Annotated in this window: 22 protein-coding genes, 4 tRNA genes and 1 pseudogene; 14 read left to right on the top strand and 13 right to left on the bottom strand. The window is 68.4% G+C overall.

The window, feature by feature from the left end; genetic code table 11:
* Positions 1–2: 2 nt before the first annotated feature.
* On the bottom strand, positions 3–785 hold the full coding sequence (locus tag ABW16_RS06985) for a pyrimidine reductase family protein (protein ID WP_047318433.1): 783 nt from the start codon (positions 783–785) through the stop codon (positions 3–5).
* On the opposite strand from ABW16_RS06985, the pseudogene zapE reads away from it, so the two are divergent.
* Positions 784–1,891: pseudogene (gene zapE / locus ABW16_RS06980) on the top strand (cell division protein ZapE); the annotation flags it as partial. The gene ABW16_RS06985 and the pseudogene zapE overlap by 2 nt on opposite strands.
* Positions 1,892–1,912: 21 nt before the next feature.
* Here zapE and ABW16_RS06975 read toward each other — a convergent pair.
* The 3 genes from ABW16_RS06975 to ABW16_RS06965 form a co-directional block, all read right to left on the bottom strand.
* Positions 1,913–2,449: a hypothetical protein gene (locus tag ABW16_RS06975; protein WP_047318431.1), complete on the bottom strand. Its 537-nt coding sequence runs from the start codon at positions 2,447–2,449 to the stop codon at positions 1,913–1,915.
* A 77-nt stretch (positions 2,450–2,526) separates the two neighbouring features.
* Complete coding sequence (locus tag ABW16_RS06970; protein ID WP_047318430.1) at positions 2,527–3,273, bottom strand: Clp protease N-terminal domain-containing protein; 747 nt, start codon at positions 3,271–3,273, stop codon at positions 2,527–2,529.
* A 40-nt stretch (positions 3,274–3,313) separates the two neighbouring features.
* A complete protein-coding gene (locus ABW16_RS06965; RefSeq protein ID WP_047318429.1) occupies positions 3,314–3,904 on the bottom strand; it encodes a DUF4352 domain-containing protein in 591 nt (196 codons plus the stop codon).
* Between the two features lie 192 nt (positions 3,905–4,096).
* Between ABW16_RS06965 and ABW16_RS06960 the strand changes: the two genes are divergently transcribed.
* Complete coding sequence (locus ABW16_RS06960; protein WP_047318428.1) at positions 4,097–4,375, top strand: hypothetical protein; 279 nt, start codon at positions 4,097–4,099, stop codon at positions 4,373–4,375.
* Positions 4,376–4,439: 64 nt separating this feature from the next.
* Here ABW16_RS06960 and ABW16_RS06955 read toward each other — a convergent pair.
* The 3 genes from ABW16_RS06955 to ABW16_RS06945 form a co-directional block, all read right to left on the bottom strand.
* A tRNA-Val gene (locus tag ABW16_RS06955) sits at positions 4,440–4,514 on the bottom strand.
* 17 nt (positions 4,515–4,531) lie between these two features.
* A tRNA-Cys gene (locus tag ABW16_RS06950) sits at positions 4,532–4,602 on the bottom strand.
* Between the two features lie 30 nt (positions 4,603–4,632).
* Positions 4,633–4,705, bottom strand: a tRNA-Gly gene (locus tag ABW16_RS06945).
* Positions 4,706–4,864: 159 nt separating this feature from the next.
* Between ABW16_RS06945 and ABW16_RS06940 the strand changes: the two genes are divergently transcribed.
* Positions 4,865–4,936: transfer RNA gene (locus ABW16_RS06940), tRNA-Val, on the top strand.
* A gap of 155 nt (positions 4,937–5,091) precedes the next feature.
* Here the strand turns inward: ABW16_RS06940 and ABW16_RS06935 are convergent.
* Positions 5,092–5,865, bottom strand: a complete 774-nt coding sequence (locus ABW16_RS06935; protein ID WP_082133989.1) for an esterase — start codon at positions 5,863–5,865, stop codon at positions 5,092–5,094.
* A 71-nt stretch (positions 5,866–5,936) separates the two neighbouring features.
* Between ABW16_RS06935 and ABW16_RS06930 the strand changes: the two genes are divergently transcribed.
* Positions 5,937–8,690 (top strand): AAA family ATPase, encoded by a 2,754-nt coding sequence (locus tag ABW16_RS06930; RefSeq protein WP_047318427.1) that lies wholly within the window; start codon positions 5,937–5,939, stop codon positions 8,688–8,690.
* Positions 8,691–8,712: 22 nt separating this feature from the next.
* On the opposite strand, the gene ABW16_RS06925 is transcribed toward ABW16_RS06930, so the two are convergent.
* The 3 genes from ABW16_RS06925 to ABW16_RS06915 all read right to left on the bottom strand — a co-directional run bounded on the left by ABW16_RS06925 (position 8,713) and on the right by ABW16_RS06915 (position 11,056).
* Entirely contained in the window at positions 8,713–9,594 is an 882-nt protein-coding gene (locus ABW16_RS06925; RefSeq protein ID WP_047318615.1) for a metal-dependent hydrolase, read from the bottom strand.
* A gap of 75 nt (positions 9,595–9,669) precedes the next feature.
* Positions 9,670–10,290, bottom strand: coding sequence for a hypothetical protein (locus ABW16_RS06920; RefSeq protein WP_047318426.1), 621 nt, complete (start codon positions 10,288–10,290; stop codon positions 9,670–9,672).
* A gap of 109 nt (positions 10,291–10,399) precedes the next feature.
* Positions 10,400–11,056 (bottom strand): DedA family protein, encoded by a 657-nt coding sequence (locus ABW16_RS06915; protein ID WP_047318614.1) that lies wholly within the window; start codon positions 11,054–11,056, stop codon positions 10,400–10,402.
* 112 nt (positions 11,057–11,168) lie between these two features.
* On the opposite strand from ABW16_RS06915, the gene ABW16_RS06910 reads away from it, so the two are divergent.
* Positions 11,169–12,836: an acyl-CoA synthetase gene (locus ABW16_RS06910; protein ID WP_047318425.1), complete on the top strand. Its 1,668-nt coding sequence runs from the start codon at positions 11,169–11,171 to the stop codon at positions 12,834–12,836.
* 18 nt (positions 12,837–12,854) lie between these two features.
* Here the strand turns inward: ABW16_RS06910 and ABW16_RS06905 are convergent, their stop codons facing one another.
* Positions 12,855–13,661, bottom strand: coding sequence for an enoyl-CoA hydratase/isomerase family protein (locus tag ABW16_RS06905; RefSeq protein ID WP_047318613.1), 807 nt, complete (start codon positions 13,659–13,661; stop codon positions 12,855–12,857).
* Between the two features lie 231 nt (positions 13,662–13,892).
* On the opposite strand from ABW16_RS06905, the gene fdxA reads away from it, so the two are divergent.
* The 5 genes from fdxA to ABW16_RS06880 all read left to right on the top strand — a co-directional run bounded on the left by fdxA (position 13,893) and on the right by ABW16_RS06880 (position 16,731).
* On the top strand, positions 13,893–14,237 hold the full coding sequence (fdxA, locus tag ABW16_RS06900; RefSeq protein ID WP_047318424.1) for a ferredoxin: 345 nt from the start codon (positions 13,893–13,895) through the stop codon (positions 14,235–14,237).
* Entirely contained in the window at positions 14,234–14,968 is a 735-nt protein-coding gene (locus ABW16_RS06895) for a helix-turn-helix transcriptional regulator (RefSeq protein WP_047318423.1), read from the top strand. The genes fdxA and ABW16_RS06895 overlap by 4 nt, the downstream gene beginning before the upstream one ends.
* The gene (locus ABW16_RS06890) at positions 14,965–15,390 is read left to right on the top strand and encodes a hypothetical protein (protein ID WP_047318422.1); all 426 of its coding nucleotides are present in this window, start codon (positions 14,965–14,967) and stop codon (positions 15,388–15,390) included. The genes ABW16_RS06895 and ABW16_RS06890 overlap by 4 nt, the downstream gene beginning before the upstream one ends.
* A 46-nt stretch (positions 15,391–15,436) precedes the next feature.
* Positions 15,437–15,775 (top strand): cupin domain-containing protein, encoded by a 339-nt coding sequence (locus tag ABW16_RS06885; protein ID WP_047318421.1) that lies wholly within the window; start codon positions 15,437–15,439, stop codon positions 15,773–15,775.
* 65 nt (positions 15,776–15,840) lie between these two features.
* Positions 15,841–16,731 carry an NAD(P)H-dependent flavin oxidoreductase gene (locus ABW16_RS06880; RefSeq protein WP_047318612.1) on the top strand — a complete coding sequence of 297 codons (891 nt, stop codon included), beginning with the start codon at positions 15,841–15,843 and terminating at the stop codon, positions 16,729–16,731.
* A gap of 12 nt (positions 16,732–16,743) precedes the next feature.
* Here the strand turns inward: ABW16_RS06880 and ABW16_RS06875 are convergent, their stop codons facing one another.
* Complete coding sequence (locus tag ABW16_RS06875; RefSeq protein WP_047318420.1) at positions 16,744–17,247, bottom strand: DUF1990 domain-containing protein; 504 nt, start codon at positions 17,245–17,247, stop codon at positions 16,744–16,746.
* Positions 17,248–17,311: 64 nt separating this feature from the next.
* Between ABW16_RS06875 and ABW16_RS06870 the strand changes: the two genes are divergently transcribed.
* The 4 genes from ABW16_RS06870 to pgsA all read left to right on the top strand — a co-directional run bounded on the left by ABW16_RS06870 (position 17,312) and on the right by pgsA (position 21,328).
* Positions 17,312–17,926: a PaaI family thioesterase gene (locus ABW16_RS06870; RefSeq protein WP_047318419.1), complete on the top strand. Its 615-nt coding sequence runs from the start codon at positions 17,312–17,314 to the stop codon at positions 17,924–17,926.
* 92 nt (positions 17,927–18,018) lie between these two features.
* Complete coding sequence (gene thrS / locus ABW16_RS06865; protein WP_047318418.1) at positions 18,019–20,085, top strand: threonine--tRNA ligase; 2,067 nt, start codon at positions 18,019–18,021, stop codon at positions 20,083–20,085.
* Positions 20,082–20,657 carry an ATP adenylyltransferase gene (locus tag ABW16_RS06860; protein WP_047318417.1) on the top strand — a complete coding sequence of 192 codons (576 nt, stop codon included), beginning with the start codon at positions 20,082–20,084 and terminating at the stop codon, positions 20,655–20,657. Before thrS ends, ABW16_RS06860 begins: the two co-directional genes overlap by 4 nt.
* Complete coding sequence (pgsA, locus tag ABW16_RS06855; protein WP_047318416.1) at positions 20,654–21,328, top strand: phosphatidylinositol phosphate synthase; 675 nt, start codon at positions 20,654–20,656, stop codon at positions 21,326–21,328. The genes ABW16_RS06860 and pgsA overlap by 4 nt, the downstream gene beginning before the upstream one ends.
* The last annotated feature ends 13 nt before the right edge of the window (positions 21,329–21,341 follow it).

The following is a 21,341-nucleotide window of genomic DNA, read 5'->3' as shown; positions in this document are numbered from 1 at the left end:
CCTTATAGGCGCGCGCTTTTGACGTAGCGGCCGTAGAGGTAGCCGGATTCGTCGGCGAGCAGATGCGCGCAGCGCATCGGCGTGGTCAGCTCGCCCGGACCGGTGGCGATACGGCGGGCCAGGCCGCCGACCAGATAGGGGGCCAAGGTCAGGCAGAGCTCGTCGAGCAGCTCGCGTTCGATGAACGATCCCAGCAGGGTCGGTCCGCCTTCGGTGAGCACTCGGAACTGCTCGCGCTGCGCCAACGCGGCCAGCAGCACGGCCTCGTCCACCCGCCCAGGGTTATCACCGGAGCAGTCCAGGACGTCGGCGTGCCCGGCCAGCCGCCGCCGAGTGTCGTCGGCGACTGCGGAGCAGGTCAAGACCAGCGGCGCCAGTTCGGTGTCGTTGAACACCCGCAGGTTGCGGTCCAGCTGTCCCGACTGGGTCACGATCGCCAGCCGGGGTACCTCGGATTGTCCGCGGTCGCGGCGGCCCTGGCGCTGCGCGACGCTCAGCCGCGCTCCGCCGTAATTCTCAACCCGTACGGTGCCCGCACCGACCACGACGATGTCGGCCAGCGCCCGCAGCAGCATGAACAGGGACCGGTCGCCGGGCCCGGCCAGTCCACCGGACGTGCCGGCGACCGTCGCGCCGCCGTCGATGCTGCCGATGAAATTGGCCCGCACCCACACGCGCGGCTCGCCGGTTTCGGGATAGGCGTACAGCCGGCCCAGTTCGGCGTCGTCGACGGGCGCCGTGGAGCCCAGCAGGGTGAATCCGGGGTCTGCGCTGAGGTCGGACATGGCCTCGATTGCACCATGTGACTACAGTTCGTGCGTGCCCAATCCAGCCGCCGAGTCGATCGACCACCTGGTGGACCGGCAGCCGGCGGTCTCTCCGGAACGGTTGATCGCGCAGCTCAAACCGCCCCCGACGTTCGCCGGGGCCAGCTTCGCCAGCTACCGCCCGGACCCGGCGCAACCCAGCCAGGCCGCCGCGGTGACGGCGTGCACCGCGTTCTGCGCTCAGGCGGTGGCCCGGCGCGCCGGACGGCGCAAGCTGCTGGGCAAACGCGAGGTGTTGCCGGGCGTGGGCATCTACCTCGACGGCGGCTTCGGTGTCGGCAAGACCCACCTGCTGGCCTCCGTCTACCACGAGATCACCGATACCGGCAGCGGCCATGGCGCTGCCCAGGCGCCTGGCACGGCGTTCGCGACGTTCATGGAACTGACGCAGCTGGCCGGGGTATTCGGTTTCACCGAGTGCATCGAATTGCTCGGCGGCTACACCGTGGTGTGCATCGACGAGTTCGAACTCGACGATCCCGGCAACACCACCTTGGTGTCGCGGCTGCTGTCCGAACTGGTGGCGCGCGGGGTCTCGATTGCCGCGACATCGAACACGTTGCCCGAGCAGCTCGGCGAAGGCCGCTTCGCTGTGCAGGACTTTCTGCGCGAGATCAGTGCGTTGGCAAGCATTTTCACCCCGGTTCGGGTTGACGGCCCCGACTATCGGCACCGGGACCTGCCGCCGGCGCCCGAACCGCCCTCAGCGCAACAGGTCACGCAGCGCGCCGCGGCGCGGCCGGGAGCGACGCTGGACGACTTCGACGGCCTGTGCGCCCACCTGGCCACCATGCATCCGTCGCGCTACCTGACGCTGATCGAGGGCGTCACCGCGGTGTTCCTCACCGGTGCGCACGCCATTGAGGACCAGAATGTGGCGCTGCGGTTGGTGGCACTCACCGATCGCCTGTACGACGCGGGCATCCCGGTGGTGGCTTCCGGCGCCAAACTCGACCAGATTTTCAGCGCCGAGATGCTGGCCGGCGGTTATCGCAAGAAGTACCTGCGGGCCACCTCGCGACTGCTCGCGTTGAGCAGCGGGGGTTAGCGAGGCTCGACCACCGCATCAAACCCGGGGGGTTAGCTCACAGATTCCACTGCGCCAGGCGCAGTCCGGTGTTGCGCGACAGCATCACCACGTGGGTGACCAAGCCGCGGTAGACATCCCAGTAGACACCGCCGTTGACGGTGGAGCCCGCGGGAGCGTTGGTGAGCACCGCATCCAGGGTGGTGGGGTCGTCGGTGTGCTTGGACACGTAGGCGTCGCCGCCGGGCGTGACACCGTCGAAGGTGACCGAGGCCGCCATGATGTAGGGGTTGGGCACCGCGATCGGGTGGATGGTCACGTTCGCCCGCCACGGACCGCCCTGGTTGCGCCAGCGCGGCGTGCCGTTCGCGCCCCAGCCCGGGGGGATCTCGCTGGGCACCACGTCGTGGACGGTGACATCGGCGACGATCGGGCCGAATGCCTCGTCGTGGTATTGGATGCGCAGCGTGTCGCCGAGGCGCCCGATCGGCGCCTCCGCGGTGGTGGTCGGCGTGGCGTGTCCGGCGGCGGGCGTCAGCAGGGCAGCCAACGCGGTGACGACGGAAGTGACCAGGGCCAGAATCCAGCGATGCATCTGGGCATGATGGCACATCGGGATCGCGGGTGCAGCAGCCTTGGCCTGGCGGGTTCGCAGACAGGCGGTTTCGCCGGTCAGTTCGTGGTTTCCGTGCCGGGGGCGGCCAGGTTCGCGGTGATCGCCTCCAGGGCTTTGGCCAGGTCGGCTTCCGCCCGCTCGCGGTCGACCCCGGCGCGATGCAGGGGACCGGTGTCATCCTCTGCTTCCAGCAGCGCCAACAGGAGGTGCTCGGTGCCGATGTAGTTGTGGCCGAGGCGAAGTGCGGTGCGGAAAGTCAACTCCAGGGCCTTGCGGGCCGGACCGCTGAACGGAATCAAGGCGGGTGATTCGGCACCGCCGGGCGGCAAGGTGACCGAGGCCGCGAGGGCGTCGGGGTCGACGCGCTGGGCGGTGAGCAATGCGGTGGCCAGTGCGTTGGGATCGTGCAGCAGCCCCAGCACCAGATGGTCGGGGGTGATCTCGGCGTTGCGTGCCCGGTGGGCGGCGTTCTGGGCCGCCACCACCGCACTGCGTGCCCGTGGGGTGAAGCGAGCGAAGCCCTGTTCGGGATCGAGCGTGGCGGCCTCGGGGCGCGGGACGAACTTCTTCTGCGCCGCTTGCTTGGTGACGCCCATGCACTTGCCGATATCGGTCCATGACGCTCCCGATCGGCGTGCCTGGTCGACGAAGTGCCCGATCAGATGGTCAGCGACTTCGCCGAGGTGCTCGGCGGCCAGCACGGCGTCGGTCAACCGCTCGAGCGGGTTGTCGTGCACGCCGGTGATGGCGTTGATGAGGTCGTCGAGACGGACCGACTGGGTGAGCGGGGTGGGATCGACCATGACGTCAACTCTAGGTTGACGGCATGGTTTGCGTCAACCGTTAGTTGACGTTGGGGGCCGGCGTGGCTCGGGTGGGGGAGGGAAGCAGCCATTCCCCGAAGCCTTCGGCGAATCCCGACGACGGCGCGTACCTGACTTTCGCAGGGCTCACACCGGCCGGCAGCGCGAAGACCACGCAACCGGTCGCGGACTCGCCCGGGGCGACGTGGAACATGCCGGAGTCGAAGTTCGTGCATTCGCCGACATCTTTCAGATCCGGCGCGTAGCGCCGGCCGTCGGAACCGAACGCCCAGACGTTGGTGTTGACGTCGCCGTTCATGGTTGCGGTTCCCGGGTTGGCGATCGTGAACTGCGTCGCGACATAGGTGACGCCCGGATCGCCGGGGCCGGGTGTGACGGTCGCGGGGTTGATCACCTTCTCCAAGGTGACGGTGACGGTGCTGCCGTCGACGCGGGTGAGGGTCAGGGCGTCGCCGGCGTGCCCGGCGGGTTTCGGGGTTGCCGTACCCGATTCGCCGGATGTGGCGGCCGAGGGAGGCCCGCTCGTCTGATCGGTGTGGCCCGAACACGCCGCCGACAAAGCGGAGGCTGCCAGGGCGAACACCGACAGGGCGACGATGGGTCGATTCATGGGACCACCTTTCGCGACTTTTCCCGGTTCGTGCGGTGCTACCGATTGTGGTGCCTGCCGGCTCGTGGTCTCGGCCCGGCCCAGAATTCCGGTAGATCTGCGCAAATGCAGCTTCGCGAAGTGTGATCTTCGTTATAACTGATCTGTAGGCGCAGCTAACAAAGCGGCGCACCGTTCACAAAGGGGTACACCATGCTCGAATCGCTGATCGCAGGGGCTATCGGGGGCGCGCTCGGGGGCAAAGGGGCCGACATGTCGGCAAAGATCCCCAGTCCGGGCGGGCTCGGGAGCTTGATCAGTGGTGGCCTTGGTGGCTTGGCCGGCGGTGGCCTCTTGAACAGCATTCTCACCAGCGGTGCTGCCGGTGGGTTCGACCTCGCCAACGCGGCCGGCAGCCTGGTCGGCGGCGGGGTGCTGGGCACCATCGTCACCGCGCTCGTCGGCATGGTGGTCAAGGCCAACAAGAGCTAGTCCGCTGAACCGAAAAACCCCTGTCGTCACGCGGTGGCGGCAGGGGTTTTTGCTGGGTTGAGCCTGGTGCGCGGTACTGGGATTGAACCAGCGACCTCTTCCGTGTCAGGGAAGCGCTCTCCCGCTGAGCTAACCGCGCTTAGAGCCTTGGGACGGAGGTGGAGACGGGAATCGAACCCGTGTGCACGGCTTTGCAGGCCGTTGCCTCACCACTCGGCCACTCCACCGCAAGGGGTTGATGCCACTTGACACCCTCGAGCGGATGACGGGATTCGAACCCGCGACCCTCACCTTGGCAAGGTGATGCGCTACCAACTGCGCTACATCCGCGTGCCACGGGCGAGATCGTCGCCCGTCGCGATGCAGAACATTAGCGGACACATGTGAGACAACACAACTTTGCATGTCAGAGCGGCGAGTCGCGCGAAAGTGGGCCTGCGCATTGATGCTTAGCGGGCACGGCGTGCTAGTGTTCGTCCTCGTTCATCCGGTCTCGTAGCTCAGGGGGAGAGCGTCCGCCTCACACGCGGAAGGTCGCTGGTTCGATCCCAGCCGGGACCACAAAAAAGCCACCTGCAAGCAGGTGGCTTTTTTGTTTTGCGGGCGTATGCCAGGTGTCGCAAGCTGACGCAATGTGACACATCAGCTTCGTAATCCGCTTGCACCGGAGGTTGATACGGTTCGTGTCCCTTCCGGCAAACTCGAGTCCGGAGTTGTTAGGCGATCATCGGGTCGATCGCCGACCGGGGCACCAGCACGTGTAACGCCCCCGACGAAGCGGGCAACAAGACGCCCTGGTCGAAGAAGAAGATCACCCCGTCGTTGACCACCGCGAAATTCTGATAGTTGGCGGGGTCATACAGCGCGGCTTGCGCGAACGGCAACGGTGGTGGCGCCGTGGTGGACGTGGACGTGGAGGTAGTCGACTGTCCTGATTGCGTGGGCGCCGGTGCCAGCTGCTGCTGCAGTTCCGCCTGGACGATCGGCGCGACGGTCTTGAGCGGATCATCCACCTGCCACAACGGCGCATGTTCCTTGTCGTCCGATGCGGCCGCGAAGGTGATCGCCTTGCGATAGGTCTGGTCCCAGTTGAACGCTTTGTACGTCGTCTGTGGCTGGGCCCCGCCGACGTTTTGGTCCACCGTGAACACCACCGCTTGCGTGCCGCGCGGGGGAATCGACGAGGTGTACTCCGTCGGCTTGATGCTCAACTTGGCTGGTGCGCTGCCTGGCGCGCCAGACTTGGCCGAGTTGAGGAACGCGTCGCGTGTCTGGGCGATGTACTCGGCAACCGACTTCTGATCCGGGTAGTTCAGCGGCATGCTGATGTCGACGCTGTACCCGGGGTCGGAGAGCTGGATCTCACACGTGCGGCCGGTATTGCCGCCTTTGAGCTCGGCGCAGTAATCCTTCGGGGCCGCCACAGCCACGGCCACGCAACCGAACATGACGGCAACCGTGGCGACCACGGCCAGGCTGAAAGAGCGCATGGGTGATACCTCCTAGCAAACGCGGCAACGCGCCGTGCCCAAAGATTAACCCGCGGTGCGAGGATGAAACGGTGTCAACGACGGTGCCGCGCGCGGAGACGCGGGCAGTGTCGGATTTGCTGGCACGTGCTCGACCGGGGCCTGCGGCGTTGGTGGTCGAGGGACAGGCCGGCATCGGCAAGACCACGCTGATGCTGAGCGCCACCGAAGCAGCTCGCTCTCAAGGGTTTTCGGTGCTGTCGGCGCAGGGATCAGTGACGGAGGTCGAGTATGCGTTCGCCGCGGTTGCTGATTTGCTCGACGGGATCGATGACACGGTGTTGGGTGAACTGCCCAGTCAGCAGCGCCTTGCGCTGGACCGGGCACGAGGCGACCTGACCCCGGGTGTGCCGGGCATCGATGAACGGGCGCTCGCCGTTGCGTTCTGCGCGGCTGTCGAGCGCCTCAGCGCGAGATCGCCGGTGTTGCTGGCGGTCGACGACGTCCAGTGGCTCGACCCTTCCAGTCGTGCGGTAATCGGGTTCACCGCCCGGCGCCTGCCGAAGGGGGCGGCGCTTCTGGTCACGGTCCGCGTCGGTGAGTCCAATCTCGCTGACTTGGCTCAGTGGTTGACCTTTCGCAACCCCGCGGTCGCCACGCGTGTCCGGATGGGCCCGTTGGATCTGGACGGCGTGCACGATCTGATCGCCGCACGGTGGGGCCGCACGCTGCCGCGCCCGGCACTTAAGCGGGTCCATGGCATCTCAGGCGGCAACCCGATGTTTGCGCTCGAACTGGCCCGCGCCGAGCTGGACATGCCGGGAGCCGCGGCCGATCTGCCGGACAGTCTGGCCGCCCTGGTGTGCCGCCGCCTCGAACGCTTAGGCGACGACGCGCACGCGGTGCTGTTGGCCGCGGCCTGCTCTGCATCGCCGACGGCGGAGGAGCTGAGTCGGGTCACCACGCTGTCACCCGAACGTGTGGTGGAGTCGATCGAAGCCTGCGAGAAACTCGGTGTGGTCACCCTTGACGGTCACCACGTCCGATTCGCCCATCCGCTCTACGCCAATGGCGTGTCCGCCAACGCTTCTCCGGCGCGCCGTCGCGCCACCCATCGAGCCCTGGCTGGTGTCGTCGCCGACTCCGGGCTACGGGCACGTCACCTGGCGTTGGCGGCGACAACCAGTGACGCGGGCACCCTGGCTGAGATAGACGCGGCTACCGACACCTTGGCGGCGCGGGGCGCGCTGGCCGCCGCTGCCGAGCTGATCGACTTGGTCCTGGACCGCGGTGGTGATAGTCCGCAGCGTCGTATCCGCTCGGCGGAACTGCACTTTCGCTCGGGATCGATAGTGCTGGCGCGCACCCATCTGCAGTCCGTACTCGTCGATCAGCCACCTGGGCCGTTGCGTGCCTTGGCGCTGGCGCACCTGGGCGCGGTAAAGGCTTACGACGACGACTTGTCCGGCGCTATCGAGGCGCTGTCGGCGGCCGCCGATGAGGCTGCCGATGCGCCCATGCTGAGACTCGTGTGCCTCTTGCGTTTGTCCTTGGCGCTGGCCATCGCCGGCCGGATGAGCGCGACGATCGAACACGCTCAGCGCGCCATCGCGTTGGCTGAGGAACTCGACGCGCCCGGGCTGCGCAGCCAGGCATTGGCGATTTGGGTGACAGCGACGTTCATCTGGGGCGGGGGTGTCGACCGTCAGGCGCTGCAGCTGGCCGTGCAGCTCGAAGACCCCCGCAGCGGTGCCACCACGTTCTTGCGCGCTCGAGCCACCGAAGCGGTGATCTCGGCGTACGTCGGTGACCTCGAGACCGCCGACGCCCAGATACACGCGGTTCGCCACGGCATGACTACCGACGGCAGCGAGGTGGATCTCGTCTGGGTCGACAATCGCATTGCCGCGGTGGCGATCTGGGCGGGCCGGTACGACGACGCGGGCCGCGCCGCGCACGCGGCTGTGCAGCGTGCCGAACAACTCGGTGGGCGGCTGTCCTGCGCAACCGCATGGACCAAGCGCGCGGCCGTCGCGGCATTCCAGGGGCGCGCTGTCGATGCCCGCGCCGACGCCGGCGCTGCGATCGAGGCGGCCCGCTCCGTCGGCGCGCTTCGCCAACTCAAGGAACCGACCAGAGTCCTGGCCTTCCTCGAGGTATCCCTTGGTGACTACGCTGCGGCGCTGGCCGTCCTACGGCCGCTGCTCGACGAATTCGATCCGCCCCACGAACTGGAGATCGAGGGCGGCGAACATCTTCCCGACGCCATCGAAGCGCTCACCTCACTCGATCACGTCGCAGAGGCCGAAGTGCTGGTCGACGCACTCGAGACGCACGGCGCTGACCGTGATCGTCCCTGGATGCTGGCGGTCGGGGCACGCGGGCGGGCCGCGGTGCTGGCCGCTCGTGGCGACCTTGCCGCAGCACTCCGCGCCCTGGAGCGCGCCATGGCGCACCACCAGCGGCTTCCGATGCCCTTCGAGCAAGCGCGCACGCAGCTGCTGTTGGGCCAACTTCAACGCCGCCGGCGCCAACGGGGGAGCGCGACCACGACTCTCACCGCCGCGCTCCATGCCTTTGAGGAGCTCGGCGCGCCGTTCTGGGCGGAGCGGGCGCGGGCGGAGTTAGCTCGACTGAGCGGCGCGCGCGGTGATGGCCAGCGACTGACTCCCGCCGAAAGACGCGCCGCCGTTCTCGCGGCTCACGGTTTGACCAACCGCGAGATCGCCGCCGAACTGTTTCTGTCCGAAAAGACCATCGAGAGCACGCTGTCGAGTGTGTACCGCAAACTCGGCATCCGCTCGCGCGCCAGACTGGCTGCGGCGCTGAAAGCGAACGACGGCTAGCGACGCAGGCCGCCATGAGCTTTCAGCGCAGATGGTCGTTGAGGGTGCCCCCGGCGCCGAACAGGCGCGAGCGCCAATGGTCAAGTAGTGCAACGGTATCCACGTCGTCGGGGTGAAATCCCGGGCGCAGGTACACCGCCGCGTCCCGCAGAAATCCACGGAAGAACGGCCCGCGGTACAGGTCGGCGATTCCCCGCAACGCCCGCCGCGGTTGCCGGCGTGCCACCGGGTCGCGGCCCAGCGAGACAAGCAGTCCGAGTGCGATGAGCGGAACCGTGGCGGCGATCACCACCGCCATCGCCGCGATCCGGATCGTCTCGGAACCCCCGACGGCGCGATAGAGGTCAAAGGCCACCGACTTGTGCTCGAGTTCTTCCACCGCATGCCAATTCAGCAGGTTCCATACCTCGGGCGTCCCCGGGATGGCCTGGATCTCGTCAGTGGAGAGAATGCGCTCCGCCAGGACCGCGGTGTAGTGCTCCAGCGCCGCGGTCTGGGCCAGGTGCACCATGGCCGGGGTGCGTTCTTCGGCGCGAATCCGCCAGCGGTGCACCGCATCCGAGTCCTGCCAGCGGATCGGATAGCCCTTGGCCGCGAGCACCGCGTTGAGCCGGCGGTGCTCCTGGCCGTGGGTGGACTCCTGACCGATGAACCCTGCCACCTGTTTTTTCAGCACCGGGTCGGTGACGCGATCGGCAAAGCGGCGCACCGAGCGGATGAAAGATTCCTCCCCCGCCGGAAAGCCACCGGACAACCCGGCCAGGAAGTGGCTGAGCACCATGTCGTCGTCGGCGAAATACTTGCCGTAGCCGTCGCTGCTGTCGAAGCCGTCGTCGAAGCGGAAACGGATCCGCCGAGTCTTCGGATAACTCGGGGCCGGGCGCGGTCGCCGTCGGCGTGTCATGAGGCCGAGCGTAGCCAGCGCCACGCGTTCGGGCGTGCCGAAGTTTCGCGGGTCAGTCCTCGCGCCTGATGGGGCCTACGCCATCTCGGGCACGTTCAGGTGGGCGATCGCCAGATCGAATTCGGCGACTTCCAGTATCTCTGCGCCGGCATCGTTGACGGCCCGGGCCCAGATCGCCTGCTCGCCGCTGCGACTGGCCACCAGCGCCGCCCGGTCGTCGAAGCTGACCGAAGACACCGCGCGGCCCGAATGGCGGTCCACCAGCAGGGTGGTGCTGCAGAAGCCGTTCAGATCCTCCAGCTCAGGCATCAGCGCCAGCTTGTAAGTGTCGATCATCCGCTCGCAGCCCGCCGGGTCGGTCCGCAGCCAGGTGACGCGCACGCCCGCATGCCGCCGAGACCGATGATCGCGGCGCGCCGCGGCGATCTCCCAGCGGGTGATCTCGGCGGTGGCGTGGAAGATCTCGGCGGCGCGGTCGCACATCTGCTGAGCGGCGGCCTCGCTTGCTCGCAGGGTGTCTTCATCCAGCCAGGATGAGGTGACGATGCACCGGCCGGCGTCGCGGTCGACCAGCATGGACATTCCCGCGCAGCCGTCCATATCGGCCAGGGCCGGCATCACCACGCCGCGGACGTGGGTGATCCCCTCATCGAGGAAGGAAGGATGGGCGTGAATGGTGGTTGCGCGCGCGAACATAGGGGCCTCCGAGTGATCGGGGCGACGCCCCGGCGGCGCCGCCGGTCTCCCTTCCACCATGCTCTCGCTTCGGTGCGGGGACAACCCTTATTCGCCCCCAATTCGCTGGCTATTCGGTGACCGGGTCCGGCTCGGCCCGATGTTGGGCGTCCAGTTCTGCGATCCGGGCGCCGACGCGGCCCCTCAGCGCAAGGGCCGCGATCAGCCCGGCGAGCAGCGCGATCAGCAGCGCCACCCAGGAGAACCGGGACAGCCAGTGCTCGGCCGCGACCCCGGCGTAGTACACCAGGGCGGTGGTCCCCCCGGCCCAGAAAATCGCGCCGGTCACATTGGCGACCAGGAAATGCGGGTAACGCATCTTCAACGCTCCGGCCAGCGGGCCGGCCAGGATGCGCAGCAGTGCCACGAATCGGCCGAAGAACACCGCACTGGCGCCCCAGCGGCCGAAGGACTGTTCGGCGAAAGCGATGTGGCCGGGACCGAAGTGGTTCGGAAATCGCCGGCCCAGGCGGTCGAAGAGCGGCATACCGAATCGCCGGCCGATCGAATAGCCGATCGAGTCACCGATCACCGCGCCGATCACCGCCGCCACCGCGACCCCGACCGGGTCGACCGCCAACTCATGCCGCGACGACAACAGCGCCGCTCCGACCAGCATGAGCTCGCCCGGCAACGGCACGCCCAGGCTCTCTATCCCGATAACCGCGCCGACGAGCAGATAGACCAGCACGGGCGGGATCGAGTACAGCAGGACATCCACCGACATGCGGCCAAGCATGCCTGACGTCGGGCGGGAAAGCCCGTCGCGACCGTCGGCGGCCGAATAGGAATCACCTAGTAGCGTTACCCAGGCGTTGCGATCGAATCGAGGAGCGGCAGTGGAATTCAACCTCGCCCAAGTGTTCTCGGCCGTGGCGGCGGCCGTGCCAGAGCGGGATTGCATCGTCTTCGGCGACCGTCGATTCAGCTACCAGCAGATCGAGGACCGGTCCCGCCGGCTGGCGCGGGCCCTGCACGAGCGTGGCCTGGGGGTGCGCCGCGAACGCTCCGAGCTGGCCGGCCACGAATCCGGGCAGAGCCACCTCGCGCTGTACCTGGCCAACGGCAACGAGTATCTGGAAGGCATGCTCGGCGCCTACCACGCCCGGGTCGCGCCGTTCAACGTCAACTACCGCTACGTCGCCGACGAACTGGTCTACCTGCTGACCAATGCCTCCACCGAGGCGATCATGTACCACGCTCGGTACGCGCCCACGCTGGCCGAAGCGTTGCAGCAGGCCGGTGACCGGCTGCCCGCGATGCCGCTGATCCACGTCGAGGACGACTCCGGCAACGAGCCGCTGCCCGGTGCGGTCCGCTACGAGGAGCTGCTGGCCGCCACTTCCGCCGAACCGTTGGGCCTGGCGCTGTCCCCGGACGACCTGTATCTGCTCTACACCGGCGGCACCACCGGCATGCCCAAGGGGGTGCTGTGGCGTCAGCACGACATCTTCGTCGGCGCGATGGGCGGCCGGGAGTTCGGCACCGGTGCCGTGCCCACCACGGTGGAGGAGATCGTCGACCGCGCCTGCGCCGCCGTGCCGGCGGGCTCGATGACAGTGGCGCCGTTGATGCACGGCGCAGCCCAGTGGGCCGCCTTCATCACGCTGCTGGGCGGGCGGCCGTTCGTGATGTCGGCGACCACCGACCGGTTCGACCCGGTGCGCACGTGGGAACTGGCGGCCAAGGAGCGGGTCATCTCGCTGTCGATCGTGGGCGATGCCTTCGCACGTCCGCTCGCCGACGCGCTGGCAGCCGGTGGCCCCCAGCTGGCTGACGACCTGTCGGGACTGTTCGTGCTGGCCAGCGGCGGTGCATCGCTCACCGTCCCGGTCAAGCAGCGGATGGTGGATCTGCTGCCGCAGTTGTCGATCCTGGACGCCGGCGGTTCTTCGGAGACCGGGGCGCAGATGGGACAGACCACCAGCCGCGATGTGGCCTCCACTGGCCGATTCACCCCGAACCCGGGCGCGGTGGTGGTCAGCGAGGACATGACCCGCATTCTCAAGCCCGGCGACGACGAGATCGGCTGGCTGGCGCAGCAGGGACATGTGCCGCTGGGGTACCTGGGCGACCCGGAGAAATCCGCGCGCACCTTCCCGGTCATCGAGGGGATCCGGCACTCGGTTCCCGGTGACCGGGCTCGCTGGGACGCCGACGGTGGGATTGAGCTGCTGGGCCGAGACTCGGTGACGATCAACTCCGGCGGCGAAAAGATCTTCGCCGAGGAGGTCGAAGCCGCGATTGCGCACCATCCGGCCGTCTACGACGTGGTGGTGGTGGGCCGGCCCAGCGAGCGGTGGGGCAACGAGGTGGTCGCGGTGGTGCAGTTGGCGCCCGGCGCCGACGCCGGCGCCGACGACATCGTCACCGAGGCGGCGAACTACATCGCGCGCTACAAGCTGCCCAAAGACGTGGTGTTCTGCGCCCAGGTGCAGCGCTCGCCGTCGGGCAAGGCCGACTACCGCTGGGCCAAGGAGCAGGCGCTCGCCGCGCAACGAGTCTGAGCGGCGGCGCCGGCTGACTCAGCCGAACTGCGGCTTGCGCTTCTCCCGGATGGCGGCCAGGCCCTCGTGTACGTCCGGACCGGAGAAGCCGAGGAACTCCAGCCCCAATGCGGTCTCGAAGGCCGGCGCGAACTGCCGATACCAGTAGTTGAGGCTGTGCTTGGTGAAGCGGATCGCGTCTTGGGCGCCGTGCGCCAGGTCGTCGGCGATGCGGGTCGCGGTGGCCAGCACCTCGTCGTCGTCGACGCACGTGGAGACCAGGCCGATCCGCTCGGCCTCCTCACCGTGCAGCGTCTCGCAGGTCAGCAGGTAGTACTTGGCCTTGGCCATGCCCACCAGCAACGGCCAGCAGATCGCCGCGTGATCCCCGGCGGCCACCCCGAGCTTGGTGTGGCCGTCGATCAACCGGGCGGTGCGCCCGGCCACCGAAATGTCCGAGAGCAGTGCCACCACCAGGCCCGCGCCCACGGCGGGCCCGTTGATCGCCGAGATCACCGGTTTGGAGAAGTTGACCATGTTCAGCACCAGGTCGCGGGCCTCCCGCAGCACCTGCATCCGTCCGGCGTGATCGCCGACGATCTTCTCGATCAGCTCGAAGCTGCCGCCGGCGGAGAACGCCTTGCCCTCACCGCGGACCAGTACCGCGCGCACGTCGTCGTCGCGGTCGATCACCGGCCACACATCGGCGAGGTCGCGGTGCATCTGCGGGCCCACCGAATTGAGTCCGGGCGCGTCCAGCACCAGCTGCAGCACGCCGTTGTCGCCGGGCTCGAACCGAAGGCTGGGGAAGTCGGAGGAGGCACGGTAGCGGGGTGCATCAGTCATCATTCGTTTCTACTCGACGGCTTGCGCGCCGCCCCCGCCAGGTCTCGCCTGTCGCGCCCGGGGAACCGTTCCACCGGAGCTGCTGATTTGAGTGAATCCTCAACGAACGCAATCGTTCTCGGGTTGGTAGGGCAGCGGCTCGGGGGCGGCGTCGAGGTGTCGTCTTCGGCCCTTGAGATTTAGGTTCGCCTTTCTAGTTTCTACAAAATCCCTTGTGTAAACTCTGTGCCCATGGCATATGTGATCGGGAAGCCGTGCGTTGACGTGATGGACCGGGCCTGCGTGGAGGAGTGCCCGGTTGACTGCATCTACGAAGGCGGTCGAGCCCTTTACATCCACCCGGATGAGTGTGTGGACTGCGGAGCCTGCGAGCCGGTGTGCCCGGTCGAGGCCATCTACTACGAAGATGACCTCCCGGACGAGCTCCAACCGCACCAGGCCGACAACGCGGCGTTCTTCGCCGAGGCCCTGCCGGGACGCGACGAGGCGCTCGGCTCACCCGGCGGCGCCGCCAAGATCGGTCCGCTCGGCATCGACACCCCGCTGGTGGCCAGCTTTCCTCCCCAGGGGGAGTGACCGACATCGCCAAGCCGCCTGTGCCACCTGGAGGACGTCGCCTCGACGTTCTGCGGCTGGTACAGGCCGCCGACGAACCACTGAGCATCGCGCAGATCGCCGACCAGTTGGGGGTGCACCCGAACACGGTGCGTTTTCACCTGGACACCCTGGTTGAGGAAGGCCGGGTCGAGCACACCGAACCCGACCACAAGGGGCGGGGACGGCCGGCGCTGATGTTCCGGGCCATTCGGCAGATGGACCGGGGCGGAACCCGCCGGTTCCGGCTGCTCGCCGAGATCCTCACCATCGGTTTGGCCGCTGACTCCGATCCCAGCGGCAAGGCGCTGGCTGCCGGCCGGGAATGGGGTCATCGGCTGCGGCCGCTGCACCAGCCGTCCGGGCCGGTGGACGCCGAGGAATCCACCGGCCATCTGCTCGAGATGCTCGATGAGTTGGGTTTCGAACCCGAACGCCTGGAACCCGATGCCACCGGAGCAGAGCAACTCGGGTTGCGGCACTGCCCGTTCCTGGAGCTCGCCGAGAACGCCGCCGACGTAATCTGCCCGATCCATCTGGGGCTGATGCAGGGCGCGCTGGAGGCTTGGGAGGCGCCGGTGACCGTCGACCGACTCGACCCGTTCGCCAAACCCGATCTGTGTGTGGCGCATCTGAAATCGGCGACCCTCAACGGAATCCCGGTCGACCCGTCACCTCCCACCGCGGTGCGTGCGGAAGGGGCCACCGGGTGAGTGTCGGCGCCTCGGTTGCGATCGCAGCGACATTCGTCTGGCTGGGGATGGTGACCGCGATTTCGTTCATGGAGGCGCCGCTGAAGTTCCGGGCGCCCAACGCGACCGTCCCGATCTGCCTCAGCATCGGCCGGTTGGTGTTTCGGGCGCTCAACACCGCCGAATTCGTGCTGGCCGCGGTCATCGCGGTCGCGTTCGTGAGCGAGCGGCCGACGGCCGGCATCGCTGTGACGTACGCGGTCGCCCTGGCGATGCTGGTGGCTCAGGTGTTCGCGGTGCGCCCGGCCCTGGGCCGCCGCGCTGATCAGGTGCTGTCCGGGCTGGAAGGGCCCCGCTCGCGTGCGCACTACGCCTATGTCGCACTGGAGCTGATCAAGGTCGCCGCGCTGGTGCCGTTGGGCATCCTGCTGCTGTCTCGCTGAACTGTCCCACACCGTTTCACCCACTCACCGAGCCGAAGGAGTACCGATGGAATCGACCTCGCTGAATGTGTTGGCCGACGAGAAGCTCGCCGAGGCCACTCAGCACCACAGCGGTCGCGCGGCCCACACCGTCTACGGCGGTTCGGTGCATCACCTGCGCCAGACCCTGGTCGCACTGCAGGCCGGCCAGTCGTTGGCCGAACACGACAGCCCGGGGGAGTCGACCCTGCAGGTGTTGCGCGGTCGGGTGCGGCTGACCGCCGGCGACGACAGCTGGGAGGGCGTGGCCGGCGAGTTCGTCACCCTGCCGCGCACCCGTCACGCGCTGGAGTCGCTGGAAGATTCGGTGGTGCTGCTGACTGTCGCCAAGAGCGCCTCGCACTGAGCGTGCCGCTGAGCACACCCTGGTCGCAGGGGACCGGTCTGCGGCTGCCCATCCTGAATGCCCCGATGGGCGGGGTGGCCGGTGGTCGGCTGGCCGCCGCCGTCACTGCGGCGGGCGGGCTGGGCATGATCGGGATGGGCAGCACCGCCACGGCGGCGTCGCTGGCCACCGAGCTGGCCGCGCTCGGGGACGTACCGCGGTTCGGGATCGGCCTGGTGGACTGGGTGATCCGCGATCGGCCTGACCTGCTCGAGGCGGCACTGGCTGCCCGCCCGACGCTGCTCTCGGTCAGCTTCGGAGCCGACCTGTCCTGGGTTCAGCGCGCCCACGAGGCCGGGATCCTGGCTGCCACTCAGGTCTATGACCCCGAGACCGCCCGACGTGCCCAGGACGCCGGTCTGGACGTGCTGGTGGCGCGCGGGGCCGAGGGCGGCGGCCACGGCGAGATCCGGCTGGCCACGCTGCCACTGCTCGACGCGGTCCTGGACACCGTCGAGGTTCCGGTGCTGGCCGCCGGCGGGATCGCCGGTCCGCGCAGCCTGGCGGCCGTGTTGGCCGCCGGTGCCGCCGGGGCGTGGCTGGGCACGGTCCTCTCGGCATGCCCCGAGGCCCTGACCGGCGACAGTGCCCGAAACGCGCTGATCGCGGCTGCCGGCACCGACACCATGACCACCCGGGTCTTCGACGTCGGACAGCGGCTGGACTGGCCAGCGCGGTTCCCGTCGCGGGTGCTGCGCAACGACTTCGCCGGGCGCTGGACCGGCCGCGAGGACGCGCTGGCCGGTGATCGGGAAGCGGGTGCGGAACTGGCCGCCGGGATTGCCACCGGCGATCAGCGCGTCGCCCCGGTCGATGCGGGTCAGGGCGTGGGCATGCTCACCGGCAGCCGTCCGGTGGCAGTGGTCCTCGACGAGTTGTGCGCTGGAGCGCAACGCCTGCTGTCGCGCTGGAACTGACCCACCGGAGCGTCACACCGCTCGCAGATAGCGTTTGGCGATGGTGCGCTGCGCCAACCGTCCGAGCGGGCCGGCCGCCCTGATCCACCAGGTGGCGGGCCGGGAAAACGCGCGTACCTGCGCGTACACCGTCTCATCGGCCGGGTCGTAGCGCACCGAGAACAGCTCCTCGCCGGATTCGGGATGCCCGGCCAGCGTGCCGTAGGCGAAGCCGCGCCGGTCGGGCTCGGACACGACGTAGACCACCCGGCACGGCGCGCTCAGCACACCCAGCCGAACCCGCGCCACCGCATCCACCGCGGCGATATCGCTGTCGGCGTCCACCCGCACACCCAGCCCGGCGCCGCGCAGCATGCCCCAGCGCAGCACCGCGTCGCCGGCCTGCTCGAAACGCCGCCGTCCCTTACCGATCGGGGCGGTCAGGTCGAGGTGGTGATACCCGGCGGGCAGTGTTGTCGCGGTGGCGCCCACTTCGGCGTAGGTGAGCGGCAAGTCACGCAGCGTGCTCAAGTCCACGGCCCAACCATGCCATCGCGGGCGCGCCGCCGGCACCGCAATCGCCGGAACGTTAAATAGGGGGGTGAGTGCCTCACACGCCGGCGGTGGCTTCAACCCGCCCGAACCGACCGACAAGGGCGGGCCGGACTACGGCCGGTTCCTGGACAACGTGCGCGCCCTGCAGGACCACGCGCGCGCCGCCGACGCCCCCGCCGAGGTGATCAGCCGGGCCGCCGACGCGCTGCAAGAGGTGTGCGACCTGCTGGCCCCGTTCGACACCGACGAATGGTCCTCACCGTCCGGGCGGCGGCTGGACCTGCCGATGCGCGGCAACCTGCTAGCGGTGCCGATGAAGCTGAAGAAAGACGGCGACGGACGGTTGCGCGGCTGGGCCCGGTTCCGGCGATTCCACCTGGGACGCAACGGCGCCGCGCACGGCGGGGCCATCGGGCTGTTGTTCGACTCGGTGCTGGGAACCGCATCCTGGCTGCTCACCGGCGGCCCCTATCAGCGCACCGCCTACCTGCACCTCAACTACCGTCAGATCGTCCCGATCGACAAGGAGCTGCAGGTCGAGGCGTGGGTCAGCCGGACGGAGGGACGCAAGATCTTCGTCGAGACCAGGCTGTGCGACGGCGACACCGTGCTGACCGACGGGGAAGCGTTGTTCGTGGTGCTCAAACCCGGCCAACCATGACGCCGGTGTACTCCCGAACGGTTCGCCACCAGCGCCCCGATAGCATGGTCGCGGACGTTTCTACCCCCTAGCACCCCCTTGGAGACCACGTCATGAGCGCGCCCGCCATCCCCGCCCCGGCAAGCCCGATCCGGGTTCCCGCCGGGACCACCGCGGCCGCAGCGGTGCGCGCGGCGGGCCTGCCCGACCGGGGTGCGCCGGATGCCATCGTGGTGGTGCGCGACGCCCAGGGCCGGCTGCGCGACCTGAGCTGGATTCCCGAGGCCGACGTCGAGGTGACCCCGGTGGCGGCCGACACCGACGACGGCCGCAGCGTGATCCGGCACTCCTGCGCCCACGTGCTGGCCCAGGCGGTCCAAGACCTGTTCCCGGCCGCCAAACTCGGCATCGGCCCGCCGATCACCGACGGCTTCTACTACGACTTCGACGTACCCGAGGCGTTCACTCCCGAGGATCTGGCCAAGCTGGAGAAGCGGATGCGCGCCATCATCAAAGACGGGCAGCTGTTCTCCCGGCGGGTCTATGAGTCCAAGGACGCCGCCCGCGCCGAGTTGGCCGGCGAGCCCTACAAGCTGGAGCTGGTGGACGACAAGTCCGGCGACAGCGACATCATGGAAGTCGGCGGCGACGAGCTCACCGCCTACGACAACCTGAATCCCCGTACCCGGGAACGGGTTTGGGGTGATCTGTGTCGTGGCCCGCACATTCCGACCACCCGGTTCATCCCGGCTTTCAAACTCACCCGGTCCTCGGCCGCCTACTGGCGCGGTGACCAGAAGAACGCCAGCCTGCAGCGCGTCTATGGCACCGCGTGGGAATCGCAGGAGGCTCTCGACCACCACCTCGAAGTGATCGAGGAGGCGCTGCGCCGCGACCACCGCAAGCTCGGCGTCGAGTTGGACCTGTTCAGCTTCCCCGACGAGATCGGTTCGGGCCTACCGGTTTTCCACCCCAAGGGCGGCATCATCCGCCGGGAGCTGGAAGAGTACTCGAGGCGCAAGCACATCGAGGCCGGCTACCAGTTCGTCAATACCCCGCACATCACCAAGTCCGAACTCTACGAGACCTCCGGGCACCTTGAGTGGTACCGCGAGGGGATGTACCCGGCGATGCACATCGACGCGGAATTCGCCGAGGACGGCACCCTGCGCAAACCCGGCCAGGACTACTACCTCAAGCCGATGAACTGCCCGATGCACCACCTGATCTTCCGGTCGCGTGGGCGCTCATACCGGGAACTTCCGTTGCGGCTCTTCGAGTTCGGCAGCGTCTACCGCTACGAGCGTTCCGGCGTGGTGCACGGGCTGACCCGGGTGCGCGGGATGACCCAGGACGACGCGCACATCTACTGCACCCGGGAGAGCATGCGCGACGAGCTGACCTCGCTGCTGCGCTTCGTGCTGGACCTGCTCGCCGACTACGGCCTGGACGACTACTTCCTGGAGCTGTCCACCAAAGACCCGGAGAAGTACGTCGGCTCCGACGAGGTGTGGGAGGAGGCGACCGACACCCTGCGCGAGGTCGCCGAGGCGTCCGGGCTGACCCTGGTGCCCGACCCGGGCGGCGCGGCGTTCTACGGGCCGAAGATCTCGGTGCAGGTCAAGGATGCCCTCGGCCGCAGCTGGCAGATGTCGACCATCCAGCTCGACTTCAACATGCCCGATCGCTTCGAGCTGGAGTACACCGCCTCCGACGGCACCCGCCAGCGGCCGGTCCTAATCCACCGGGCGCTGTTCGGCTCGATCGAACGCTTCTTCGGTGTGCTGACCGAGCATTACGCCGGTGCTTTCCCGGCCTGGCTGGCGCCGGTGCAGGTGGTCGGCATCCCGGTCGCCGACCAGCACATCACCTACCTGGAAGACGTTGCCGCGCAACTGCGCAGCCACGGGGTGCGGGTCGAGGTGGACGCCAGCGACGACCGGATGCCCAAGAAGATCGTCAATCACACCAACCAGAAGGTCCCGTTCATGCTGCTGGCCGGCGACCGCGACGTCGAGGCGGGTGCGGTCAGCTTCCGGTTCGGTGACCGCACCCAGATCAACGGGGTGCCACGCGACGAGGCGGTGGCCGCCATCGCCGGCTGGATCGCGGCACGAGACAACACCGTGCCGACCGCGGAGACGCTCAAGGTGGGTCTCGGGGAGGGTGAGGCCCAATGAGCGGCGACCAGCCGGGCGAGGAGACGATCGTCGACACCGGGGCCGGTGAGCCCGACCGGCTGGAGCGGCTGTGGACGCCGTACCGGATGAACTATCTGGCCGAGGCGCCGCTGAAGCGTGCGGATTCCGGGTCGTCGGCCCGATCCACTCAACCGTTCACCGATATCCCCACGTTGTCCGATGAGGACGGGCTGGTGGTGGCACGCGGCGAGCACGTCTACGCGGTGCTCAACCTCTACCCGTACAACCCGGGACATCTGATGGTGGTGCCCTACCGACGGTTCTCCGAGTTCGAAGACCTCACCGATGATGAGGGCAGTGAGCTGATGGCGTTCATCCAGAAGGCGATCCGCGTCATCAAGGCCGTCTCACGCCCACACGGCTTCAATGTCGGGATGAACCTCGGCGAGTCGGCCGGCGGGTCGCTGGCCGAACACCTGCACGTGCACGTGGTGCCCCGCTGGGGCGGTGACGCGAACTTCATCACGATCGTCGGCGGCTCCAAGGTGATCCCGCAACTGCTGCGCGACACCCGCCGGCTGCTCGCCGACGAGTGGGCCAGACAGCAATGAGCAGACTGCCGTTCCTGTCGCGGGCAACGTTCGCCGGCATCACCACGCCAGTGGCGCGCGTCCTGTTGCGCGCCGGCCTGACCGCCGACATCGTCACCATGGTGGGCACCGCCGGCGCGGTGCTGGCAGCGCTGACGCTGTTCCCGACCGGTCAGCTGTTCGCCGGCACCCTGGTGGTCTGGTTCTTCGTGCATTTCGACATGGTCGACGGGGCGATGGCCCGGCAAAGCGGCGGCGGCAGCGCGTTCGGCGCCGTCCTGGATGCCACCTGCGACCGGATCAGCGACGGCGCGGTGTTCTGCGGGCTGGCCTGGTGGGCGGCGTTCGGTCTGGACGACCCGCCACTGGTGGTGGCGACCCTGATCTGCCTGGTCACCTCGCAGGTGATCTCCTACATCAAGGCCCGCGCGGAGGCCAGCGGGCTGCGCGGTGACGGCGGCTACATCGAACGTCCCGAACGGCTGATCATCGTGCTGGTCGGCGCCGGCTTGTCCGGCCTGCCGGTCTTCCCGCTGCCGTGGGCGCTGCCCGTGGCGATGTGGCTGCTGGCGGTGGCCAGCCTGATCACCTGCGCCCAGCGGCTGCACACCGTGCGGACCTCGCCGGGCGCCGTGGAGCCGTTGCCACCGGTGGCCGACGGCTCCGATGGCCAGGAAACCACGGGACCGTGACCTTCATCCCGAG

The organism is Mycolicibacter heraklionensis (genome assembly GCF_001021505.1).
GTDB classification, from domain to species: Bacteria; Actinomycetota; Actinomycetes; order Mycobacteriales; family Mycobacteriaceae; genus Mycobacterium; species Mycobacterium heraklionense.
This window is presented reverse-complemented; position numbering and strand designations above follow the sequence as displayed.